At 38.0% G+C, this 21,171-nt stretch carries 21 protein-coding genes and 1 pseudogene; 15 read left to right on the top strand and 7 right to left on the bottom strand.

The genetic code is table 11. The features are described from left to right. Positions 1-4: 4 nt before the first annotated feature. Positions 5-334, bottom strand: a complete 330-nt coding sequence (locus tag OGI71_RS04885; protein ID WP_120257434.1) for a multidrug efflux SMR transporter — start codon at positions 332-334, stop codon at positions 5-7. A gap of 167 nt (positions 335-501) precedes the next feature. Beyond that, positions 502-1,491 (bottom strand): helix-turn-helix domain-containing protein, encoded by a 990-nt coding sequence (locus tag OGI71_RS04890; RefSeq protein WP_282254235.1) that lies wholly within the window; start codon positions 1,489-1,491, stop codon positions 502-504. Between the two features lie 191 nt (positions 1,492-1,682). Here OGI71_RS04890 and OGI71_RS04895 point away from each other — a divergent pair, with 191 nt between their 5' ends. Further along, positions 1,683-2,609 (top strand): SRPBCC domain-containing protein, encoded by a 927-nt coding sequence (locus tag OGI71_RS04895; protein WP_282254236.1) that lies wholly within the window; start codon positions 1,683-1,685, stop codon positions 2,607-2,609. Positions 2,610-2,917: 308 nt separating this feature from the next. Here OGI71_RS04895 and OGI71_RS04900 read toward each other — a convergent pair whose 3' ends face one another. Beyond that, positions 2,918-4,213, bottom strand: a complete 1,296-nt coding sequence (locus OGI71_RS04900; protein WP_282254237.1) for a DUF389 domain-containing protein — start codon at positions 4,211-4,213, stop codon at positions 2,918-2,920. A gap of 236 nt (positions 4,214-4,449) precedes the next feature. Between OGI71_RS04900 and OGI71_RS04905 the strand changes: the two are divergent. From OGI71_RS04905 to OGI71_RS04930, 6 genes and pseudogenes are all read left to right on the top strand, one after another. Continuing rightward, a pseudogene (locus OGI71_RS04905) lies at positions 4,450-4,614 on the top strand (helix-turn-helix domain-containing protein); the annotation flags it as partial. A 227-nt stretch (positions 4,615-4,841) separates the two neighbouring features. Then, positions 4,842-4,910, top strand: coding sequence for a hypothetical protein (locus OGI71_RS04910; protein ID WP_282256126.1), 69 nt, complete (start codon positions 4,842-4,844; stop codon positions 4,908-4,910). 278 nt (positions 4,911-5,188) lie between these two features. Continuing rightward, the gene (gene ribB, locus OGI71_RS04915; RefSeq protein ID WP_282254238.1) at positions 5,189-5,830 is read left to right on the top strand and encodes a 3,4-dihydroxy-2-butanone-4-phosphate synthase; all 642 of its coding nucleotides are present in this window, start codon (positions 5,189-5,191) and stop codon (positions 5,828-5,830) included. A gap of 40 nt (positions 5,831-5,870) precedes the next feature. Next, entirely contained in the window at positions 5,871-6,623 is a 753-nt protein-coding gene (locus OGI71_RS04920) for a siderophore-interacting protein (RefSeq protein WP_282254239.1), read from the top strand. A gap of 72 nt (positions 6,624-6,695) precedes the next feature. Further along, the gene (locus OGI71_RS04925; RefSeq protein WP_282254240.1) at positions 6,696-7,265 is read left to right on the top strand and encodes a Crp/Fnr family transcriptional regulator; all 570 of its coding nucleotides are present in this window, start codon (positions 6,696-6,698) and stop codon (positions 7,263-7,265) included. A gap of 280 nt (positions 7,266-7,545) precedes the next feature. Next, entirely contained in the window at positions 7,546-8,424 is an 879-nt protein-coding gene (locus OGI71_RS04930) for an aspartyl protease family protein (protein ID WP_282254241.1), read from the top strand. Between the two features lie 108 nt (positions 8,425-8,532). On the opposite strand, the gene OGI71_RS04935 is transcribed toward OGI71_RS04930, so the two are convergent. The 3 genes from OGI71_RS04935 to OGI71_RS04945 all read right to left on the bottom strand — a co-directional run bounded on the left by OGI71_RS04935 (position 8,533) and on the right by OGI71_RS04945 (position 10,900). Then, complete coding sequence (locus OGI71_RS04935; protein WP_282254242.1) at positions 8,533-9,768, bottom strand: TCR/Tet family MFS transporter; 1,236 nt, start codon at positions 9,766-9,768, stop codon at positions 8,533-8,535. A gap of 166 nt (positions 9,769-9,934) precedes the next feature. Further along, positions 9,935-10,402 (bottom strand): OsmC family protein, encoded by a 468-nt coding sequence (locus OGI71_RS04940; RefSeq protein WP_282254243.1) that lies wholly within the window; start codon positions 10,400-10,402, stop codon positions 9,935-9,937. A 45-nt stretch (positions 10,403-10,447) separates the two neighbouring features. After that, a complete protein-coding gene (locus OGI71_RS04945) occupies positions 10,448-10,900 on the bottom strand; it encodes a DinB family protein (protein ID WP_282254244.1) in 453 nt (150 codons plus the stop codon). A 173-nt stretch (positions 10,901-11,073) separates the two neighbouring features. Here OGI71_RS04945 and OGI71_RS04950 point away from each other — a divergent pair, with 173 nt between their 5' ends. From OGI71_RS04950 to OGI71_RS04965, 4 genes are all read left to right on the top strand, one after another. Then, positions 11,074-11,235 carry a hypothetical protein gene (locus OGI71_RS04950; protein WP_282254245.1) on the top strand — a complete coding sequence of 54 codons (162 nt, stop codon included), beginning with the start codon at positions 11,074-11,076 and terminating at the stop codon, positions 11,233-11,235. A 166-nt stretch (positions 11,236-11,401) separates the two neighbouring features. Further along, positions 11,402-12,064 (top strand): hypothetical protein, encoded by a 663-nt coding sequence (locus OGI71_RS04955; protein WP_282254246.1) that lies wholly within the window; start codon positions 11,402-11,404, stop codon positions 12,062-12,064. A gap of 98 nt (positions 12,065-12,162) precedes the next feature. Then, complete coding sequence (locus tag OGI71_RS04960; RefSeq protein ID WP_282254247.1) at positions 12,163-13,290, top strand: AhpC/TSA family protein; 1,128 nt, start codon at positions 12,163-12,165, stop codon at positions 13,288-13,290. Between the two features lie 308 nt (positions 13,291-13,598). Continuing rightward, positions 13,599-14,249: a VTT domain-containing protein gene (locus tag OGI71_RS04965; RefSeq protein ID WP_172394057.1), complete on the top strand. Its 651-nt coding sequence runs from the start codon at positions 13,599-13,601 to the stop codon at positions 14,247-14,249. A gap of 86 nt (positions 14,250-14,335) precedes the next feature. Here OGI71_RS04965 and OGI71_RS04970 read toward each other — a convergent pair whose 3' ends face one another. Continuing rightward, on the bottom strand, positions 14,336-14,746 hold the full coding sequence (locus tag OGI71_RS04970; RefSeq protein WP_282254248.1) for a DUF6157 family protein: 411 nt from the start codon (positions 14,744-14,746) through the stop codon (positions 14,336-14,338). Between the two features lie 980 nt (positions 14,747-15,726). Between OGI71_RS04970 and OGI71_RS04975 the strand changes: the two genes are divergently transcribed. The 4 genes from OGI71_RS04975 to OGI71_RS04990 all read left to right on the top strand — a co-directional run bounded on the left by OGI71_RS04975 (position 15,727) and on the right by OGI71_RS04990 (position 20,685). Beyond that, positions 15,727-17,001 carry an aminotransferase class I/II-fold pyridoxal phosphate-dependent enzyme gene (locus tag OGI71_RS04975; protein ID WP_282254249.1) on the top strand — a complete coding sequence of 425 codons (1,275 nt, stop codon included), beginning with the start codon at positions 15,727-15,729 and terminating at the stop codon, positions 16,999-17,001. Positions 17,002-17,086: 85 nt separating this feature from the next. After that, positions 17,087-17,737 carry a TetR/AcrR family transcriptional regulator gene (locus tag OGI71_RS04980; protein ID WP_282254251.1) on the top strand — a complete coding sequence of 217 codons (651 nt, stop codon included), beginning with the start codon at positions 17,087-17,089 and terminating at the stop codon, positions 17,735-17,737. Between the two features lie 170 nt (positions 17,738-17,907). After that, a complete protein-coding gene (locus OGI71_RS04985) occupies positions 17,908-19,092 on the top strand; it encodes a metallophosphoesterase (protein WP_282254252.1) in 1,185 nt (394 codons plus the stop codon). Positions 19,093-19,413: 321 nt separating this feature from the next. Further along, positions 19,414-20,685 (top strand): glucose-1-phosphate adenylyltransferase, encoded by a 1,272-nt coding sequence (locus OGI71_RS04990; protein WP_282254253.1) that lies wholly within the window; start codon positions 19,414-19,416, stop codon positions 20,683-20,685. The last annotated feature ends 486 nt before the right edge of the window (positions 20,686-21,171 follow it).

Here is a 21,171-nt window from a genome sequence, read left to right on the forward strand (position 1 = left end):
TGTTCTAATGGCCAGTTACAAACTTTAATCCAAGAATAGAGGCGATTAGCGTACCGATAAAGAATAGACGCCAGAAGCTTACGGGATCTTTAAATACAAGGATTCCTATAATGACTGTGCCGACAGCCCCAATACCCGTCCATATTGCATAGGCGGTTCCTAAGGGAAGCCCTTGTACGGATTTGATCAATAACACCATACTGACGATGAGACATAATACGAAGATACCGTACCAGGTATAGATGGCATTGCCTGATACCTCTTTTGTTTTTCCCAGACTGTAAGTGTATCCTACCTCAAAGAGTCCGGCGATGATTAAAATTACCCAATTCATATTTTATTCTTTTATACAAAGATCAGTAATGATATCTTTTTAACATTTTACAAATGTTAAAAAACAAGGGGCTAATCATCGCGGAATTTTTTCGGGGACAGGCCTGTGTTTCGCTTAAAATACCGACAAAATAAACTTGTGTTGCCAAGAATGTAGAACAAAAATCATTATTTCATTGCAGATTTATTGTATTTGTTACGATAGGCCAAAGGAGAGAGGCCCGTAACTTTGCGAAATATTTCCCTAAAGGCTTTTGAATCGGAATAGCCTACTTCATACATGACTTCGTTCACTGTTTTTCCAGAGATTTCCAGTTCTTTTTTTGCAGATTCGATTTTGACACGTTGTAGATATTCAATCGGTGTATTACCGGTCGCTTTTATAAATCGCCGGTCGAAGTTCCGTCGGCCTACGGTAAATCGTTCTGAAAGTTGTTGAATGGAAATCTTCTCAGCGAAATTATGCTCAATATACTCCTGAGCTTTGATGATCATTTCATCCCCATGCCTTTTTTGACCATTAAAGATAACGAAATCAGATTGTTGTTGCCGGTCAAGGTCAATCTGGAATATCTTGGAACAATAGATTGCTGTTGGCCGATCATAGTACTTTTCAACCAGATAAATGAGCAAGTGTAAAAATGAATATCCACCACCGTTGGTGCAAATACCTTCTTCATCTGTTATAATGCTGTCAGTCTTCATGGTGACACCGGGAAATAATTGCTTAAAATTTGTTTCAGCACTCCAATGGATTGAGCAGTTTTTGTTTTCCAACAGACCCGTAGAGGCGAGTATATAGGCTCCAGTACACATGCTGGCCACATTGGCACCATGGGTATATTGATTACGTATCCAGTCAAGAAATGGGGTGTTTTTGGTATCTAATGCTGTAAAGTTCGGGGCGACGGCAGGAATTACGATCAAGTCGGTCTTGATGATGTCGGTAATTTCTTTCTGCGGCATCACAGCAAGTAAGCCATTCAAGAAAACGGACTGTTTTGAAAGACCGACCAGTTCAATTTTAAACATTGTCTTATCATGACGTTGATGGTAGTACCTATTGGCTTCGGTAAAGATATGATAGGTACCAACAATGCATGACAATGTATTGGGGCCAGTCTGAACTTCGGGGACCAAAATTGTTAGGTGTTTCATCTTTCTTGTTTAACATTGAATAATCTGATTGATGATCTATTACTCAAATATAAGAAAATGTGTTGTCCAAATCAACCGTTCACAATGTCTATTTGGCACCCTGTTTTAGATTTAAAATGTCGATATCTTTGGTTTATATAGGGCAGGTTTGATATTTAAGTAATTGAAAAATAAATGCTAACAAAAAATAGATGATGAAAAAACTGGATTTTACAACCGACATAATCGTTGAAGCGAAACCGCAACAGGTATTTGATGCGATTATCAATGTTCGTGGCTGGTGGTCAGAGAACATTGAAGGGGGGACAGAAGCACTACATGATGTATTTTCTTATCACTACCAGGATATACATCAGTGTAAGATAAAGATAGTTGAAATACAGCACAATGTCAAAGTTGTATGGCAGGTGTTGGAGAACCATTTCAAATTTACGACCGATAAACAGGAATGGGTGGAGAGCTATGTGATATTTGATATTATTGATCTCGACGGTAAGACACAATTAAAATTTACTCATCAGGGGCTTGTACCTGATATGGAATGTTATGATGTTTGTCAGGCAGCCTGGACATATTATATCCATGAAAGTCTGAAGCAATTGATTCTAACAGGGCAGGGACTTGCTACGCTCAAAGAGAGCGTGCTGTCCCTGGCGGAAGTTAAAGAACAATTATTGGCGAAACAAAAGGGTAAAAGCATCTATCATAGATTGCTGATTAAAACCCCAATTGAAAAAGTATACTGGGCAATCACGACTCAAGAAGGGTTGGCAGGCTGGTGGACACCCGATACCATTGCTGCACCCGCGGTAGGTAGCATCTTGCGGTTTGGCTTTGGCCCGGATTATTTCAAAAAGATGGAAGTTCTTGTGTTACATCCCTATGCACTTGTCGCATGGCAATGTAAAGAGGGGTTTGAGGAATGGATAGGCACAACACTGACATTTGAATTAATACCACATCAGCAAGGCTGTACACTTTTATTCCATCATGACGGTTGGGATAATTATAGTGGAGAATTTGCTTCCTGTAGCTATGATTGGGCATTGTTCTTTAGGAGCCTCAAATTTTTGTGCGAAACAGGAAAAGGATTTCCGTACCCTGAATTCAATCAGTAAGGCAAAAGCGCTTCATCTAGATACAGATTTTGGGGCAGTTTTCGCTCACCGTATGAGCATTGACTTCTTTAAGAAAGCGCTGGAAATATTTAACTAGGCGCCGATGCAAGAGCAGTCCCAATTATACCGCAATAATTGGGACTGTTATTTCTAGCAGAAGACGGGTTATCCAGGACGATTTTTTTGTCTGACAGACATGTGCAAATAGAGCCAGAAATGGACAACAGAACTAGTAAATGCAAGATCGTTCCACAGGCAGTCGGTATTTCGGCCAACTGTTCATACTTGAAAATCGAATAGTACATAGCTTATTTGACCTTCCTGTCTATGATCTGGAGGCTGTCTTTTGGAAAACGGTTTTTTAACCAAAGACGTAATTTTAATTGTTGTACTTCAGCTAAAGGATTTTTTGACGCATAGATAAAGGCAACGACATTCGCTAAACTATCTTTTTTTGCATAATACTGTTGTTGTCCTATGCTATAGGATTGTAGTTCTGGAAAAAGTACTGCTAGATCTTTATCTAATTGTGGGCTTGCTACCTGATATTTCGCAAGTTCATTGTTGAGCGCCCGTATGGTTAAATCTTTATCATTTACAGCAGCACTTCGTTTGTCGATTTCACTAAGAATAGTTGTTTTTAAATCGAGGCTATCCTGTCGAATGATCAGATCAGTTTGCGCGATACCAAATGATTCCATGGATTTTTTCAAAGCCGCGATTTCTCGGTCACTAAATTTCTTCGCTAAAAAGGCTAATTCTAAACGTTTCGGTTTAGTGAGCAATTTTTCGTAGACGACCGTGTAACCTTTATCACTAAATTGTTGCTGAACAAATTGTTTAACCTTATTCGTGTATTTCTTCTCTTGTAGTAGATTATAGGCGAAGTATAAGCTTGGTATTACTAAGGCAAGAATAATCAGTGTGATGCTCTGACTTATTCTTTTTTCCCTTTTTGGATCAACATAATGTTTCTTGGGATATCTGAGGTATTTTACGATCGTAAATGTCGCTATACATATAAATACACAATTGATGATGTAGAGGAATAAAGCCCCAGCAAAATAACTTAGATTTCCAATGGCCAGTCCATAGCCTGCGGTACAGAGCGGAGGCATCAGCGCTGTCGCAATGGCCACGCCTGGTATTGGATTCCCTTTATCTACCCTGGTTATGGCGATAACCCCGACCAATCCGCCAAAAAGTGCAATAAGTACATCATAGATATTGGGCGAGGTACGCGCGAGCAATTCCGATTGCGCTTCTTTAAATGGGCTCAGGAGAAAATAGCAGTATGATACAATCAGACTGATCAATGTTGCGATCAGTAAATTCTTGATCGATTTCTTTAAGAGTTGAAAATCAAATGTACCCAGCGCAAAACCAGCTCCCACGATCGGTCCCATCAACGGGGAAATAAGCATAGCACCAATGATTACCGCGGTTGAATTTACATTGAGGCCGACAGAGGCAATAACAATCGCACAGGCCAAAATCCATGCATTGGCACCGCGGAATGAAATATTGTTGATCACATTGTCAAGAACGGCTTCTTTTCGTTCCTCTCCTGGATGTAAATCAAAAAATTGGAGTATCTTATTCATAACAGATTGTTTTTCTCTATGCGAATATACATAAGAGAACTGATTGTTCTTAAATGAAAGAAGTTTGCTAACTTAGAAAAACCGAATAGGTAGCGTTACCATTACAGGATGAGTTTAGCAAGGATTCAACAGATCATTAGATACATTGAAGAACATTACGATGAAGACCTTTCCATTGAAAGACTGGAGTAGCTGTCAAATTATTCCTACCAAAATACATAACGCATATTAAAGGGATGTTCAATGAATCGATTGGGGCCTTTCAAAAACGATTAAAACTTGAAAACGCGTATAAAAAACTGATTTATACAAATGAATCTATTAGCACGATCGCTTACGCGGTTGGCTTTGATAGCTTAAAACCTTTTTCCAAATATTTCAAAAAACAATTTGCACATTCGCCTAGTGATGCACAGAGTGAAAAGGCGAGCATTTTCCAGGATTTTATTGCTGGAATAGCAGTAGAATATCAATCTATACATCATTATATTCTCTTTTTGAGGGCACAACAGGATATTAACAAACTATATGCAGCAAAAAATAGTGCGGATATCTCTTACCAGATTGTTAAACTTCCGCTAACGCAAAATAATGTGGAAACTGCGTACCAGGAAGAGTCGTCATCGGTATTGATGTTCGAAATCTATACGCTAATGGCGGAATGATTCACTGTGTTACCCAGCAACAACCTCAATAATTTACTTCGAGGATCTAAATTGGAGAATCGCTACTCGTATAATTAAATATCTTTTTTTGACTTAAGTCAATGTTTAGGGAAAAGCAGCTGCTGATCTTTGTCCTCAGACTATGAAACCACTGAACAAGTAATGTCCTTTTTTAGCGCTTTACTTGTTCAATGCACTTTATCAGGGTGTAAGCCTTGATAAAGTGTTTTTATAACATGATGGGGTAGCGGTTGTACATAATGCCATCCTGTGATATAGGATGCCATATAACATATTGATTAAATTAAAAATGATGGAGAATCTATTGGAAGTATTTGGTAGTAATGCACATGAAAGAGTTGAACGTGCGCTGACAGAACTCCGTAAGGGAAGAGGTATTTTACTCATTGACAATGAAGATCGGGAGAACGAAGGTGATCTTATTTTTTCGGCTGAAAAAATGAACCATGGGGATATGGTGCAGATGATCCGCTATTGCAGTGGTGTAATCTGTCTATGTCTGACGCATGAAAAAGCAGATGAACTGGAATTACCTTATATGGTCAATGACAATTCAAGTCCATTTCAAACGCCGTTTACGGTTTCTATCGATGCAAGATTGGGTGCTACAACTGGGCTTTCGGCTGCGGATAGGCTTGCGACTATAAAAGCAGCCTCTGCGATTGGCGCCAGCCCTGAAGACCTGGTGCGCCCGGGGCATATTTTTCCGTTAAGAGCTCATGCCGATGGCGTACTGGGTAGAAACGGACATACTGAGGGTAGTATCGACCTGATGCGTTTGGCAGGTTTACAGCCGTTGTCGGTATTATGTGAACTTATGAATGCGGATGGTAGCATGTCACGTTTGCGGCAGATTGTGGCATTCGCATTAAAGGAGGAGCTTACTGTCTTGTCAATAGCAGATATTATCGCTTATCGCCAATCGAATTAAGCAGAAAGTTGATTAGTTATGATCACAAATTATATTGTTTATGAACGAGAAAAATTCAAAAAAAATACGTTCGGTATTTACTGTGAAAGACAAAAAATACCTAACTCCACATCTGATTCGGGTAGTTTTTGAGATTAACGAAGAACAACTTGTCTGGCTTTCGGGTGTTCGATCCGGTTCCAATAATAAACTGTTTATTTCAACATCGGATGATGAAAAGCCACAAGTAAGAACCTATACAAATCGTCAAATAGATCTTGTTGCAAAGGAACTTTCTATTGATTTTGTCCAGCACGGAGATAATGGCCTGGCATCAGCGTGGGCGATAAATGCTGAGGTTGGGGACCGTTTGGAGATCTGTATGAAAGAAAGTATGAGAACCTTGGTTCCGGATGCCGCACATTATTTAATTGCTGGTGATGCGACCGCTTTACCTGTCATTGCGGCTATTTTGGAACAGCTTCCCTTAGGAGTGAAAGTAAAGGCCTTTATAGAAGTTGCGACAAAAGAAGATGAACTTGTGCTTTCTACGATTGCCGATGTAGATCTGGAATGGATCCATAACCCACATCCCGAACAGGGAAGTGTACTCGCAGAGCGCGTAAAAGCATTTGAATTTGATGACAATGGTTTGGCCAGATATATCTATCTAGCAGCAGAATATGATATCATTAAAACGTTGCGCCATTATTTTCTTGTCGAAAAGTGCTGGAATACAAAAGAGATGTATGCCTGTTCGTATTGGAAAATCGGTGCCAAAGAAGGAGAGCATTCGGATGAGATAAAACCCTAAAGCTTGATCATTACAATAGATTTGTCCTTGCAATTTTGCTAACTTTGCTGTTTAGTGACTTAGAAAAGATGCATGAATGATCTATTGATATCATATATAACAAGTAAGATAACTGTAACAGATGAAGAACTTAGTACTATACTCGGTTTTTTCAAACCTATCAAATTAAAGAAAAATGAACTATTGCTGGCGAATGGAGAGATTAGCCAGCGTTCATTTTTTGTTGTCAAGGGGTGTCTACGGATCTTTTTTATTAATGAAAATGGACAGGAAGCGATACGTTATTTTGCTTTTGAAAACCAATTTGCGACCGCCCTTGTCAGCTTTATTACCTCGGAAGAATCCGAGGAGTTTATACAGGCTGTAGAAGAATCTGAAATCTATGCGATCAGTCATAAAGATTTTTACCATCTGTTGGATGTTGTTCCACAATGGGAGAAATTTTATCGGATTTATCTGGAAATAGCCTATGTTACCAATACCAGACGTTTAATGTCTTTCCTTATGCAGGATGCGCTGGAAAAATATCGGCAATTGTTGACAGAAAATCCGATGATCGTCCGTAGAATGTCGAATAAAATGGTCGCATCTTATTTAAATATTTCGCAGGAGACACTCAGTCGCTTGAAATCGAAATTGTAGTTTTTTGTGTTGCGTTCATTTTTAGCAAAAGGATGGAATGTTCTCGGATGCTTTTATTAGGGTCGTTTTACCTGATACGGCATATAATGTTCATTATTGGACAGTCAAACGTTCATTAATGGACATCTAAAAGAAGGTGTTATTTTAAGTTGTTGTGATTCAGTAAGTAATAATATTGGCAGATTAGTTGAATTTGCTTTAATTATTAAAATAGCCGTCAAATACAATAATAACCTGGTTCGGTAAAGATTCCGATTATCGTGTCATTGAATAACAACATATGAACATTAAAATAGTACTATCCGCGATATTGATCGCCTATTGTGCACAATCGCAAGCACAGAAAATCAATTTTAAATGGGAAAAGGATTCTATTGGTGAGAGACTGATCGACAAAATTGCGATGAGCGTACCGGTCACTATAGAAAATAAGACTTATGCTTTTCAGTTTGACCTGGGGGCTAATGCGACATTAATTTATGATCAATGCTTCTCTGACGCGGCATTTATTAAATCGAAAAAGATAGATCCTACTTCTGATGCGGGAGGGCATACTATTTTTACCATTGATGACCAAAGTTTTAATATTGGTGACTATCCGATAAAGAATCATAAGCTCTATGGTCTATTGAATCATAGTCAAGGGGAATCTTGTGGAACAGTTGGAGCAGATGTCTTTCAGGGGAAATGCCTAATTGTTGATTTCCCAAAGCAAAGCATTACTGTTGTTAACGAAGTGGATAAGGATATGGACCGAAAGACGGCATTCGTACCAATGAACATCGTCAATAATAAAGCAATAATCCCCGTGAAGATCGATGGTAAAACGTATAATTTTTTATATGACAGTGGTTCAAGTATATTTCCGATCGTAAGCTACAGACAGAATTTCGATCGTTTAATCACAAATGCAAAAGCTAAAGATGAACTGAATATTCGAAATTTTAATAATCCTCTTATTGTAAAATCTGTTGAGATAAATACGGCAGTCCAGATCGGAGATAACACATTTGGTTTGAAGGAATTTTGGTATACTGAAGATGATTTCTTCTCCTTTAAACAAGATAATATTGATGGGATTATCGGCAATATCTTCTTTATGGATAAAACGATTGTTATTGATTTTAGAAATAAAAGATTTGGCATTATAAAAAAGTAGACAGTTGTATTTTAATCTTCAGATGTATCAGATTGATATCTGATAAAAGCAAAGGCCAGCTCATCTTTTGATGGGCTGGCCTTTGTTAGATAGTATTGTCTTCGGAATTTAATTTTCAAGCTGTTCTTTATTCTTTCGTCTGAAGGCTGAATATACGATAATCACACTGATTGTCATTAGAATAAACGCGAGGAAAAAAGGCGCTCCGGAGAATTTGAATGGCGCATTATCATGTGTAAAAAAGTAAAACAGATTGGTCATCATTGGAGGGCCTATAATCGATGTTGCACTCATTAAACTGGTTAACGCTCCCTGAAGTTCTCCCTGTTCATTCGATGGGACATTTTTAGTAATGACAGATTGCAGTGCAGGACCACATATTCCACCTAGGCAATAAGGGATAAGAAAGACAAACATCATCCAACCTTGATTGGCAAATGCAAACAATAAGAGTCCTATCGCATAAAATATCAGTCCATAATAAATGCTTTTTTGCTCACCGAGTTTTGGTGTGGTCCAACGTATTAAGACGCCTTGTACCAGACCGATCAATAAACCGATGACCCCAAGTGAGATACCAACCATCCTTTCGGTCCAGTTAAATTTGTACATGGTAAAGAAATTCCAGTTACTCTGTACGGCATGGCCCGCAATATAGATCAGGATCAATGCGACGATCAAACCTGAAATCTCGGGGTGTTTTCCCAAAAATCGAAAGGATCCGATGGGATTTGCGCGCTTCCAGTCAAAAGCCCGTCGCTTATCTTTGTCTAAACTTTCGGGCAGAATAAAATACCCATACAGAAAATTCAATAGACATAAACCTGCGGCAGCGTAAAAAGGAACTCGTGCACCGTAATGGCCAAGCAATCCTCCGATGACGGGGCCAATAATAAAACCCAATCCGAAGGCAGCACCAATTAATCCAAAGTTTTTGGCCCGATCCTCATCGGTAGAAATATCCGCGATATAAGCACTGGCGGTTGTGAAACTTGCTCCAGTCAATCCTGCAATAACCCGTCCCAAAAATAGCCAACCTATCGAAGGGGCGAGGGCGAGAAAAATGTAGTCTACTGCAAAGCCGAATAAAGAAATCAAAATAATCGGTCTTCGTCCATATTTGTCACTCAGATTACCTACTACAGGAGAGAATATAAACTGTGTAAAAGCATAAGCGAAACCCAGCCAGCCACCGTACTTTGCAGCTTCACTGATGTCGCTGTGGATCAGTTCTTCAATCAATTTTGGAACCACTGGAATGATAATACCCCATCCTGTGATATCGATAAGTAAAGTGATAAATATAAAGCCTATGGCGGCCTTTTTCTTGGAGTTGTCAATCATGGCCTAAAAATAGAAAATTCCTGAAAAAATTCACCTAAATTTTAAAAGGTTAATTTGTGGTAAACTATTGGACTAATTGAGAAAGTTGGTCGATAATGCCACTGTGCATATTGTAGGTTTCAAATCTACTGGGAAAAATAAGTTGGATTGTACCTATATTCAGCACTTAAATAGCGTGGCAAACAGCATGATGTCGTACCGGGAAGTTACAGGAATTGGCTATAAAGCAAAGTTGATTTGCTTCGTGATGTAGTGATGTCGCCAATACTATTTTATCAGGATCTGAAATAATGACTTCTGGAAACAGATCAACCTGCACAAATCTGCCACTTGCATCAGGGCTGGTTTCTAATACCGCCTCGGCATTGTCCGTGTACGAAATCACCTCGATGTTATTTTTGGAACATACATATAGATAAGACATCATATGGCAGGAAACAAGGCTACTCAGTAAAAGATCTTCGGGGTTATATAATGTTGGGTCACCCTTGAAAGCTTTTGCCGCTGAGACCTGTAAATCTGCCTTGCCCTGGATGGAAATCCGATGGCTCTTATTATATACCTTTGGTAAGGATGTAGACTGTTCCTGATGAAACCATGTTAAACTGGCCTTAAAGTAATGTTTGAAACTCATTCTATGAAATAGCGCTTTTATTAATTTCTACTTATGATACCAATACTATATTCGAACAAACGAAATATAATCTGTGTTGATCGGATCAAGTCCATTTCTCCTCATTTCTGAGGCTATCTGCGCTCTGTGATAAGTGCCATGATTAAATACATGTAACAGGATGTCTCCAAACGAATTCTGGAACTGTTCATGCTTTGTATTGGTATAGGATATGATTGTAGCGATCTCAGCAGCATCAACGTAGACCTTTTCCTTAAATCCCGAAGAAGCCAGTTGATGGTAGTGTTCACATGTTAATAAACTATGCTCATCCCAAACACCTACGGGAGGTTTTTCTCCATTCAGTCGATATAACCATATCAGCTGTGCATTCATTATATGACTGAATAATTGTAAACAAACTGAAGGAGTTTTTTCGGCTTCCTGTTTCATTTTCTCGATGAGCAGGTTATTCGCCCAATCGTTATATAACCATAATTGTATTAGCGGAGTTGACATCTCGAATTACTTAGTTGCGGTATTAAATATACGTAAGTTAAGTATATAAAGGTGGGTTGAAGCATTAATTTTATTGCTGTCCGGTAAGTTAAGTTCACCCACAAACGAACAATAATTGTCTGCAAAAGGACATATAATATGATTTTAAAATTATTTAATATCTTGTTTATCAGTTGTTTGTTTGGATTGTCGGGCAGATTGATTATGGATTTAACCTGATGAGCAATTATGTCAAGATAGCCTTCCGCAGTCTGATAAGAACGAAGGGATTTACAGCAATCAACATCATCGGCCAGGCTGCGGCGATGCTGATTACATTATGGGTAGATTCTTAGCTTCATTTTGATAGGGGGTATCCAAAAACAGACCGTCTTCATATCGTCGGATCTATCGGTAAAAATAATCAATCCATACGTGCTTCATTGGCTAATCCTGTGGATTGTTTAAGGGACGAATGATAAGCTGAAATGATTATCTTTGCGGATAATTGAAAAACACTGAATGGATAGTAAAAAAGTTTATAGGGTCATTGGTTACAATGTATTGTATATTGCAACCAATCTTTTGTTGTATTATCCATTCGATATGAAATCGACAGGACTAGGCTTTTGTGCTTTTGGCTTGGCCCTGATCAATTTATATTATTTTCTGGAATGGAAAAAAGATGCCAAAAAAGTGGAGTTTGTACAAAAGTACAAAGCTGTTCATCAGCGGTCCTTGAGTAAAGCCACAATAAATTACAAAGAGACATATACTGTAAGTTCAAGTATATTAGCGATGATGATTTTTGGATCAATTATTTGCTTTTCGGGAATTGGTATGTTTTACGAGAAATCAATCTTCGGTGTTTTCGTCTTATTTCTTGGAGGGAAATTTCTACTGATTCCATTTACAGAGAAAACAACCATTAAGTTGGCTCCTAACGGGATATACATGAGTGATTATCAGTTTGTCTTTATCAATGATATTCAGGAAATTAATTTTAAACGCTACCTTGGAAAGAGTAAATGCGAAATGTTTCTGAAGATAAAAGATCCGGCATTGTATGGCTTAAAAGATTCGCATATAGCTGTTCCAATTGGGGGTGATATGAAACAGGTTGAGCACTTGATTGTCGTCGTGAAAAAGTTATTTTCAAATATACGGATATCTCAAGATATTTAAATATTCGTTTGATCGAAATAAATTTATTATTTTTAGTAATCGTTTGATTAATAGACTTAAAGGAAAACTTGATGAGAACTTCTTTACTGTGTTTATCGATGTTTTTACTATTTCCTATTTTGACCTTTGCTCAGAATAATTACTTCATTACAGGCAAAGTAGATCAGTTGAAAGATAGCAGTAGGCTTTTTCTGGTTTATAACAGTGATGGTGTCTCGTTTGTTGATTCCACAGAAACGAAAGGGGGACGCTTTACGTTTAAGGGGCAGCTCGCGTATCCGGTTTATTCTGCGCTTTATCTCCATAAAAACCCCTATGTGAACAAGCTACAGCCCAGTGAGAAGCTGGATTACTTCCGCTTTTATCTGGAAGCTGCTCAAATCGGGATGAATGCGAAGGATTCACTAAAAAATATTGTAATGAATGGATCCAAACTCAATACGGAAAATGCAGAGCTTCTAGAGATGAAAAAAACTGTTGACAATAAATTCGACGCATTAAATAAAGAATTTTCCAAACTTCCACTAGAACAACAGAAAGATTCTGTCATATTTGCCCAGTTTCTCGCACGGGAAATGAATCTTATGGATGAAAATTACAGTGTCTACCTGGATTTTGCTAGAAGCCATCCCGATTCATACCTCAGTGTAATTGGTTTAAGTTTTGTCGCAGGTCAGGAGAAATTTTATGCATCGGCCAAGTCAGCGTTTGAAGGTCTTTCGAGTAGGCTAAAAGAAAGTCCTCTGGGCAAGGTGATTCCGTTGCAACTGGAAGCCCAGTCCAAGACCAAAGTCGGGCAGCAGGCGCCAGACCTAACGCTCAAAAACCCGGAGGGGAAAACCATCAAAATTTCGGATTTTTCGGGAAAGTATTTACTCTTGGATTTTTGGGCGAGTTGGTGTGGTCCTTGTCGTGCAGAAAATCCGAACCTTGTAAAAGCTTATCAAAAATATCATGACAAAGGATTTGATATACTGGGAATCTCCCTGGACGATGCGGCACGGAAAGCTGCCTGGATCGATGCAATAAAAGGAGATAGCCTATTATGGGCTCAGGTTTCGGATCTAGGGGGCTGGGACAGTTATGCAGCAAAAATTTATGGAATTAATGCTATTCCTGCCAGTTTTCTGCTCGATCCGAAGGGTAAAATAATCGCCCGTAATCTAAGGGCTGAGGAATTACAAAATATGCTGAAGAGGATCTTCGCGGATCTACCGACTCCGTAAGATCGCTATCTTCCTATCCAAAATATCCCTGTAAATTGGGCTTTTACAAAACATGACATTTTGTTCCAAAAATAAGTATGAAAAATTGCCTACAATTGCAAGCGATTTTCTATCTTGCGCCTTTAATTAGAGATCACATGGCTATAAGATATTCGGGCTGTAAGCAGGTTTAACTGAGTGCTGGATGCTTTAAAAATTTATTTTTTCAATTGTATCTTATTTTGATACAGGTGACAGAATGAACGCGTCAGGTCATCGGTGGAAGAGCGGCCGATTATTTTTGTTTTAGATATTATTCGACTTATTTGATGGATGTTTTTTTTGAATTTCTAAATAACCTCACAAATCCAGACTGGATTGTTTCCCATGGAGGTTTGTATCTTCTGTTGTTTATTATTTTTGCTGAGACAGGTATACTCATTGGCTTTTTCCTTCCTGGAGATCCTATTCTTTTCATTGCAGGAATGATTGTTTCCAATATGAGCATTTCGCCTTCGGAACAGGTGCCTACCTTACTATATTGGATTGTGCTTGTATCGTTGGCTGCAATTCTGGGTAACTTTGTTGGATATTGGTGTGGGAAGATCTTTGGGAAAAGAATCATGAGCATGGAGGATAGCTGGTTTTTCAAAAAGAGCTATATCTTTAAAGCACAGGAGTTTTACGAAAAAAGGGGCGGAGGTGCTATTGTGCTTGCAAGGTTTCTTCCTATTGTTCGGACTTTTGCTCCAATTGTCGCTGGTATTGTTGGGATGGAGTTCAGAAAATTTGTGTTGTACAATGTGATTGGTGCGGTTGTCTGGTCAGGGAGTCTAGTTACACTTGGTTATTTGTTAGGTGAGAATGTATGGGTGAAGGAGAATCTGGAGCTTGTTATTATCGTTATCGTTTTGATAGCAACGGCACCAGTCATTATAAAAGCATTTACTTCGAAAGACAAAGCAAAGATTGCCCAATAAGATATTGATCATCTTCCTAAACCAATAGGAAGACTATATGATGCAATAACAATTAAGATGATCGTCCACTTTGTAGGGGTGATCCGCTATTTGTTTGATTTCATCGCCTTCACTTTCTTTGTGGTCGCGTCATTTATAAAATTTCGGTACTCTTTGGTTTCCATTCCATAGCCTGCTATTTTGCCATCGTGATTACTATGGATTCCAAACCCATAGATTTTTGTAAGTGGAGATGCACGTAGGCAAGCTTGCCCTTTTGAAAAGAATATATTCTTTGCCTCTTGATAGTCTGCTTCATTAAGTGCGTTGCGATCAGCATAAATCTGAAAAAGAAGTTCATCGGAAGTGTATCTATATGGAAATTGTGTGATCAGTTCATATTGTATTTCCGCTATTGTCTTTCTATTTCTTATAGGAGGGACTGTTCCTTTGGATACTTGTGTATCTTCAGCTACTTCAATAAATGTGTCAAAGTAGTTGGTGGAATGAAATTTCATATGTTATTTTTTAGGTGTACTGTCACAATAATTCAAGAAATAAGATGGGAGCAAAATAGGTATTCCTATGGAGTTGTCAAAAGTTTTTAAGGAAATTATTATCTGTATTATTACTAATTTCATCTGTGTTTTAAACATTTTTTTTCACGAAAAAGAAATGTTTTGCAGTATTTTTCTTAGATTTACAGAATTATTACGCAGCACCCTACAGTATACCTATCATAAATGGCTACAAATCAATAGATTAGTGGCCATTTTTCTTTCAATACACTATACGGTATTAATGATTAATCCATTTGCTAATTCACATGAAAATATAGCATAAAGTAACAAATGGTTGTTCTAGCCCTTTTCACTATTCAAATTTATAACAATAATTTATAATATTCCTTGTTTTGAGAAAATTTATTGTTCGAATATAGGTTGGCTATGTTATTTTCTTATAGGAATGAAAAAATATAATAACTATAGTTACAATGGTCAAACATGTATATTCGTTTTGTGTAAAACTTGTCTCTCAAGGACTGTATAAGTATTTTTATATTTTTTTTAATTTTAACATACAAGGGAAATTTTATTTTTCTATATTTGTATATCGTTAAAACATTTTCTACTTATTCAGCTTGAATGCGCGATCTGAGTAAGCTTTTATAGGGGAGTATTTCCATATAAAAATGTACATATGATATGTATACTGTAGGTAGGTGTATAATTTAACAGTGGTAGCTGTAGGGGCTACCACTGTTGTTTAAAATAGCTTTTCTTAAATTAATGCTATGATCTAAGTTTTATTTCTTTATTGAGAACTTCAGCCCGCCCTAGGCTGTTTGTGTTAAAATTCGATTTTCATAGATCGGTGTGTTCCGGTATGTCCTAAGTATATCATCAAAAATTTCCAGCAAATGACTCTCTGAGCAGATGGGTGATCTATTTTTTACTTTATATTTATGGTATTATTATGAATACCTAAAAAAATATCTATGGAAATTAACGAACACATTGATTTTGCAACAGCAAGCTTCAAAGAATTTGAGAATATTGCTGGTTTTGATATGATGGATACTGCAAAGTATTTTAGTTCCTACATCAATTATATGAAAGAAAATCAGCATCTTAACTTTAGATTTATAACACAAGGCTGTGGGCCGACCGCTATAGTAAATTCACCATTTTTAGAGAAACCAACAGAGTGCATAAGTCTTGTGTCAAACGATTACCTTAATTTTTCCCAACATCCGAAAGTGAAAGCTGCAGCAATAGCTGGGATAGAAAAATATGGCACAGGGGCAGGAGCATCACCGTTAATAGGAGGGCATCATGAATACCATGTCGCATTGGAAGAGAAGATTTGTAAATTTTTCAATCGTCCGGACGGTTCGAGTATCGTTTTTACAACTGGATATACCGCAAATAGTTCTACTTTATTGAGCTTGTTGAAACAGGAGGACTGTGCTATTGTTGATATGGAAGTACATGCAAGTGTTTATGAGGGCTTATTGAATACAAATGTCAAGCGATTTCCACATAACAGTATGATTCATCTTGAACGTGCGTTGGCTGACGCGGAGAGTAAGTTCAGAACTAAGTTGGTGATCATCGACGGTGTATATTCCCAAAATGGTGATTTAGCCACGATGGATGAAATTTATACATTAACCAGAAAGTATGGTGCCTATTTAATGGTGGATGATGCGCATGGAATAGGTGTAATGGGGGATAAAGGTAGGGGAACCATTGAAGCCTATAATCTTTTGGATAAAGTAGATATTATTGCTGGTACTTTGAGTAAAGCGTTTGGTCATATAGGAGGTTTTATAGTTTCAACGCCAGAAATCATTAATTACCTTCGTTATCAATCCAGACAGCAGGTATTTTCCTCTACATCGACCCCCGCAAGTTTCGGTTTATTGAAAGCCATTGATTTAATTGACGAAGAGCCTTATTGGCGAACAAGACTCAGTGACAATGTGGCTTATTTTAAAGAAGGGCTGTTGTCTCTTGGTGTAGATATTGGTATGTCGGCATCTCCAATTATTCCAATAAAGATCGGTGATCCAATTAGAACTGCTCAGGTATCGCGCATGTTATTACAAAAAGGTGTTTATGCAAATTGTATTGTCTATCCTGGCGTGGCAAAAAAAGATGCCCGTATCCGCACAAGTCTGATGGCTACTCATACAAAGGAGCATTTGGACAAGGTATTAAATACACTGGAGGACATCAGTAAGGTTGTAAGCCTAAAAAAATCAAGATAAATTAATCTTATAATATTTAATTATTTATTATATTGATCTGAATGCTTAATTTTAGCGGTTCAGATCAATACCATATCAATAACAGATGCGTAAAACTTATAAAGGAGAAAAGAATGATAAAGAACGTACCATGAACAAACTTATTTTGTCTGTTGGTCAGGTTCTTAGAGATAAGGGGTACACGGGCTTAACAATTGCTAATATTTCTAAAATTGCAGGTGTTGATAGGAAGCTCATTTCACTTTATTTCGGCTCCGTTGACAATTTGGTTGAAACATACATCAGAAGTAAAGACTACTGGGTGTCTGCTACGCTGGGTGCTGTTGAATATTTTGGTACTGCTCCAACCGAGGGCTCAAAGGGCTTTCTCGAATCATTATTACTAAACCAAATGGATAGCTTTCTGGAGAATACCGAAATGCAAAAAGCGGTTCTTTGGCAGATCAGTGAAAAATCTGAGATTATGTCTCAGATCACAAGAGAACGGGAAAAGATGAGTGCTTTGTTTTTCGCCTTTGCCGATAAGGAAATGGAGGGTAAAAATGTCGATTTGCGGGCTATTAGTAGTATTCTGACTGCTGGAATCTATTATCTGGTATTACATTCTATAAATACAGAAAGTACTTTTTGTGAGATTGAGCTTAACGCTGATGGTTTAGACAGAATTCGCAATGCGGTTAAAACAATTCTCTCTTGGGCTTATGGAGAGAACGAAAAACATCCGACCGAAGCTTGATAAGGGGGCAGTATTGCGCTATGCCACTCTGTCAATTATGGCAAAGAAATTCAACTGATTATGACAGACATTGTCATACAGATATCAATATTCTATTTAAAGAATCGTTCAATTCGTCATCATCATTTTTTGGCATATCATTCGCCTGTTTAGATTAAACGATTTGAAACATGGCAAAGAGGTTATTGCTCATATTAATGCTGTTTGTAATTGGTGATGCTTATTTCTTTCAGGCATTCACGACCGTTATTCATACTCCATTTTTATACAAAATTTATTGGTATCTAGATGTATTGTTGCTTATCGGAGTGTTTACCCTGATTTTTCTTCGGCAACAGGGCAAAGATATTCAGCGACTGGCAGGAGATCTGGTTACTTCTTTTTTGATCGTATTTATTCCAAAATTGCCAGCCTTTCCGATCCTATTGGCGGAGGACTTGGTACGACTATTACAGGGATTTCCTCCACGAAGTATTTATCTAAGCGAATTTGTGCTTGTACTGGCTTTACTGATTGTTTTAATTATTATTTTTGGCCTCACCAGAGGGCGACATCTATATCGGGTAAGGGAGGAAGTCTTAAGTTTTCCGGATCTGCCAGATGCATTTGATGGATTTAAAATCACACAGATTTCGGATATTCATTCTGGAAGCTTATCGGATGTTAATGGAGTCCGAAAAGGCATCGCACTAGCGAATGCCCAGGATGGTGATCTTCTCCTGTTTACAGGTGACCTCGTCAATAATAGAGCCGTTGAAATGGAATCCTGGATCTCAGATTTCACTTCGCTAAAAGCTCCGTTTGGTAAATATTCTGTACTCGGAAATCATGATTATGGAGATTATACACAATGGGATAGTGTTGAATTGAAAGCATCTAATCTTATTAGGTTGAAAGAAATTCATGGGGAGATGGGATTTCAGCTGTTGATGAATGAATCTATATCAATTCGAAAAGGGGATGCTAGCATTGCGTTGATCGGGGTGGAAAACTGGGGAAAGGGTGGTTTTCATCAATATGGAGACTTAAGTAAAGCAACATCCGGTCTCTCTTCGGACTCTTTTAACATATTGATGTCACATGATCCTTCTCATTGGGATCATGTCACTTTAGATCACGAAAAACATGTGCATCTGACATTGGCCGGGCATACGCATGGGATGCAATTTGGTATAGAGTTGTTCGGATTTAAATGGAGCCCGATACAATATTTCTATGAACAATGGGCTGGATTATATCAAAAACAAGGCAAATACTTGTATGTCAACCGCGGCTTTGGCTATCATGGACTCAAGGGCAGGATAGGTGTATGGCCAGAGATTACGGTTATCACGCTAAAAAAATCTATTTCATAATTTTCGGAAGGTGTTGAGCTGATGCTGTTCGGAAGGTCAGACTTATTTTGCAAATCAAATTTTAGGCATATTCATGGACAAGATTGGATAATATTTTTTGTTCCGAAGATTAATTTTATTATATTTAGTCATCGTAGCTTGTTCTAAAGAGGAGCGATAAGCTAAGTAGTAATAACCAATTGCATCAAATTAAACAAAAGAAAAATATCCTGTTCTTGACCTAATATAGGTAAATATGATCAAGCGGATTGTCATATAGATCCTTCAATGGATGCGTTCGATAGTTAATTAGATTTGTAAACCAATTATTTAATTTGAGGTATGGCACACAAAGTAGTTTCCCTTATTTTGGGAGGGGGTAGAGGGTCTCGACTTTATCCATTGACACAACAGCGTTCTAAGCCGGCTGTTCCCATTGCTGGGAAATATCGATTGGTCGATATTCCCATTTCGAATTGTTTAAATTCTGGATATAACAAGATATTCGTTTTAACACAGTTCAATTCAGCTTCTTTAAATACGCACATCAAAAACGCTTATAATTTCAGCATTTTCAGTAAAGGCTTTGTTGATATTTTGGCTGCTGAACAAACGAACGAGGGAGATCGATGGTTTCAGGGAACAGCTGATGCCGTGAGACGTACCCACAAGCACCTATTGAATGTTGACTACGAATACGTATTGGTCTTATCGGGCGACCAACTCTATCAAATGGATTATTCTGCTTTAGTCGACTTTCATGTACAGAATGGCGGGCACATCACAATTGCAACCATTCCTGTGAATGTAGCCGATGCTACCGGGTTTGGTATTCTCAAAGCCAATGAGGTAAATGTAATTACCGCGTTCACCGAAAAACCCAATAAAGAGGAGGTGTTGAATTGGTCTTCAGAAGTCTCCGGCGGGATGGCGAAATGCGGGCGGAATTATCTGGCATCGATGGGTATTTATGTTTTTTCAAAAGGTGTTTTGCTCAATTTACTGCTTGCCAATCCGGGTATGGACTTTGGGAAGGAAATATTACCAGATGCCATTAACAAGTACAAGGTGCTCAGCTACCAGTTTGATGGTTATTGGACAGATATTGGAACGATAAAATCATTTTTTGATGCCAATATTGGATTGACTGCAGATGTTCCTGATTTCAATTTGTTTGATGAAACTGTATTTACGCGAGCGCGTATGCTACCTCCATCTAAGGTTTCTGGAACAACACTTAATAATACAGTCATTGCTGATGGCTGTATCCTCAATGCAGATAAGCTCGAACGCTCTGTGATCGGAATACGTTCCCGTATTGGTGAGGGGACAGTAATTAAATCGACTTATATGATGGGATCAGATCATTACGAACAACTTGAGGAAGTCATTGAAATGGGGAATACCCAAAAACCGCCACCTGTTGGTGTTGGGGAACGTTGTTATATAGAAAATGCTATTTTGGATAAAAACTGCAGGATAGGCAATGATGTCAGAATAAAAGGAGGGCTACATCTGGAAGATGGCGATTTCAAGACACATGCAATCTGTGATGGCATCGTTGTTGTAAAGAAAAATGCTGTAATCTCGAATGGTGTAAGTATAGGCTGTTAGCTATTTTTCAGACACAAATGAGTAAAGGACTAGGAGCTTTATGCACCTGGTCTTTTATTGAATTGTTTGCCTGATCCGAATTTGCACCAACATTTATACAATTCTTGCGCAAGTTGTCATCAATACGACCACACATAGTATCAATAAAACGATGACAGTTGTAGTATAGGGAGTTCTTCTCATGATCTTTTTTTATTTATTACTTATAAATTTAATTTGACAAAAGTCATGCCCATTATCATAACCTCTATCTTGATCCTCGAAACTGTAGTTTGAAATCTACAATCGATTGGTTTTATTGGTTTTGTGAAAAATGTTTAAATTCCACCAAGCGTAACTAGGAACTTTCGAAAAATACGCAATCTACTCCCTTTTTATTTCTTATTAATCAAGGTATTTGACAGATGTACTTGAACATCTGATCTTATGCGGTTGGTGCAACCGCAATTCCTCTAGCAAAAAACAGTTTCGTGAAATGAATAATAC

The organism is Sphingobacterium sp. ML3W, assembly GCF_029542085.1.
Lineage (GTDB): Bacteria > Bacteroidota > Bacteroidia > Sphingobacteriales > Sphingobacteriaceae > Sphingobacterium.